Source organism: Microbispora amethystogenes (genome assembly GCF_016863015.1).
GTDB lineage: Bacteria > Actinomycetota > Actinomycetes > Streptosporangiales > Streptosporangiaceae > Microbispora > Microbispora amethystogenes.
In genome coordinates this window covers 1-3,172 of the sequence record NZ_BOOB01000095.1, presented here as the reverse complement: position 1 = coordinate 3,172, position 3,172 = coordinate 1, and the positions used below count along the sequence as shown (strand labels likewise).

At 73.9% G+C, this 3,172-nt stretch carries 2 protein-coding genes; both read left to right on the top strand.

From position 1 onward, the window contains the following. The coding region (locus Mam01_RS35775; protein WP_204289653.1) for a type I polyketide synthase at window positions 1–3,013 on the top strand (3,013 nt) is incomplete at its 5' end. Beyond that, on the top strand, window positions 3,007–3,172 hold a 166-nt coding region (locus Mam01_RS37830), incomplete at its 3' end, for a polyketide synthase docking domain-containing protein (protein ID WP_373868746.1). The genes Mam01_RS35775 and Mam01_RS37830, both read left to right, overlap by 7 nt.

Here is a 3,172-nt window from a genome sequence, read left to right as displayed (position 1 = left end):
GACCACCCTGGCCGGGCAGGGGGTGACCCGGTTCGTGGAGCTGGGGCCGGACGCGGTATTGACCGCGATGGCCCAGCAGACCCTCGACGACGCCGACAGCGCGGTGTTCACCGCCACCATGCGGGCCGGACGCCCCGAGCCGGGCACGGTCGTCGCCGCGCTGGGTCAGCTGCACACCGCCGGGGTGGCGGTCGACTGGCAGGCCTTCTACGCCGAGACCGGCGCCCGTCGGGTCGATCTGCCCACCTACGCCTTCCAGCGCGAGTTCTACTGGCTCGAACACGAGCAGGAGGGCGTGGACGCGACGGCGATGGGCCTGGAGCGCGTCGAGCACCCGCTGCTCGGCGCCGCCATCCCCGCCCCCGACTCGGACGGGATCTCGTTCACCGGCCGGCTGTCGGTCCGTACGCATCCCTGGCTGGCCGACCACCAGGTGCTGGACAACATCCTGTTCCCCGGCACCGGCTTCGTGGAGCTGGCGGTCGCGGCGGGAAGCCAGGTCGGCTGCGCCGTCCTGGAGGAGCTGACCCTGGCCGCGCCGCTGCTGCTGCCCGCCGGTGATCCCGGTTCGCGTGATCGCGGGATGCAGGTGCAGGTCGTGGTCGGCGCCGCCGACGAGGCCGACCGGCGTACGGTCGCGGTCTACTCCCGCAGGGAGAACGCTCCGGCGGACGAGCCGTGGACGCTGCACGCCGAAGGCACCCTGACCGCTTCCGCGCCCACCGCCTCCACCGGGCACCTGCAGTGGCCCCCGGCCGACGCGACCCCGGTGGACGTGAGCGACGCGTACGACCTCCTGCACGAACGCGGCTACGGCTACGGCCCGACGTTCCAGGGCCTGAAGACGGCGTGGCGGCGCGGCGAGGAGATCTTCACGGAGGTGGAGCTCCCGGCGCAGGCCCGGGAGGACGCCGCCGCGTTCGGCGTACACCCGGCGCTGCTGGACGCCGCGCTGCACGGGCTGGGTCTCGTGCCTCCGGACGGCGCCGCCGACCGCGAGCAGGCGCTGCTGCCCTTCGCCTGGCGCGGGGTCGTGCTGCACGCGGCCGGAGCCGACGCGCTGCGCGTGCGGCTGACCTGGCTGAGCGACACCTCGCTGTCGATGGAGATCACCGACCGGTACGGCGTGCCCGTGGCGTCGGTCGAATCCCTGACTCTGCGCGCGACGTCGACCGAGCAGCTTCGCGCGGCGGAGCCGGGCGCGGGCGACTCGCTCTTCCAGCTGTCCTGGACGCCGATCGCCGGAGCCCCGGCGGCGGTCCCCGTGTCATGGGCCGCCTGGGCCGATCTGGCCGACGACGCCGTGCCTCCGGAGGTGGTCGTGCTGGACGCCGGCCGTGGCCGCGACGCGGCGGCGGTGCGGGCCGCGACGCACCAGGCGCTGACGGTACTGCAGGCATGGGCGGCCGATTCCCGGTTCGCCGGTTCCACGCTGGCCGTGACGACGCGGGGCGCCGTACCACTGCCGGGCGAGGACCCCGCCGATCTCGCGGGCGCCGCGGTCTGGGGACTGGTGCGCTCCGCGCAGTCGGAGAACCTGGGCCGGATCCTGCTGCTGGACACCGACGACTCGGTCGACCTCGCGACGGTTCTGGCGACGGACGAGCCGCAGGTCGTCGTGCGCGACGGCGTGGCGCACGCCGCCAGGCTCGCCCGGCCGCCGGCCCCCGCCGAGAACGGCACCCCCGCCGGGTCCTTCGGTCCTGACGACACCGTCCTCGTCACCGGCGCGACCGGCACACTGGGCCGGCTCGTCTCCCGGCACCTGGTCACGCGGTACGGCGTGACGCGGCTGCTGCTGACCAGCCGCCGCGGCCTCGCCGCCCCGGGGGCCGCCGAGCTACGCGACGAACTGGCCGCGCTGGGCGCCGACGTGACGGTCGCCGCCTGCGACACCGGCGACCGCGCCGCGCTCGCCGGGCTCCTGTCCACCGTGGACGTCACCGGCGTCGTGCACATCGCCGGTGTGCTCGACGACGGCGTGATCTCTTCGCTCACCCCCGAGCGCGTGGACCACGTGCTGCGCGCCAAGGTCGACGCCGCGCTGAACCTGCACGACCTCACCGCCGGCCGGAACCTCTCGGCGTTCGTGCTGTTCTCCTCGGCCGCCGGCGTGTTCGGCAACCCCGGTCAGGGCAGCTACGCCGCCGCGAACGCCTTCCTGGACGCGCTGGCGCTCCACCGCCGGGCCGCCGGTCTGACCGCGCAGTCGCAGGCCTGGGGCCTCTGGGACGAGAGCGGCATCGGCGGGGGACTGACCGACGCCGACCGGCAGCGGCTCAGCCGCACCGGCGTGGAACCGCTGACGGAGGAGCAGGGCCTCGCGCTGTTCGACCTCGCCTGCGCCGGGGACGCGGCCACGGTGGTGCCGATCCGGCTCGACCTGGCCGCGGTCGCGGCCGGCGACGAGCCACCGGCCCTGCTCCGCGGCCTCCTACGCCGCCCGGCCCGGCGCGGCACGGGAAGCGCGTCGGCCGCCGCCGCCCTGCGGAGCAGCCTGGCCGGTCTGTCCGAGACCGAACGCCAGGCGGCGCTGCTGGACATCGTGCGCACCCAGGCCGCCCTGGTGCTCGGGCACAACGGCTCGGAGGCGATCGAGCCGGACCGGGCGTTCGGCGAGCTGGGCTTCGACTCGCTGTCGGCCGTCGAGTTCCGCAACGGACTGAACACGGTCACCGGGCTGCGCCTGCCGGCGACGCTCGTCTTCGACTACCCGAACGCGCTCGTGCTCGCCGCCCACCTCGACCGCGAACTCGCGACCGACGCGGACGGGCGGAACGGCTCGGCGGACACCGAGGAACAGGTCCGCCGGATTCTGAACGCGATTCCCCTGAGCAGGCTGCGCGACGCGGGCCTGCTGGACACCCTGCTTGAACTCGGCGGAGCCCGCGCCGAGTCCGCCGAATCGGCCGATTCGGCACCCGCGGAGTCCATTGACGAAATGGACGCCGAGAGTCTCATCAACATGGCGTTCCAGGGCCTGGAACTCGACGATATGACGCAGGAATGGTGAGGTTGGCGATGACTGACTCCGACGTCAAGCTGGTCGAGGCGCTACGGGCCTCGCTGAAGGAGACGGAACGGCTTCGCGGCGAGCACCGCAAAATCATCGCCGCCCAGCATGAGCCGATCGCCATCATCGGAATGGCGTGCCGTTATCCGGGTGGGGTGT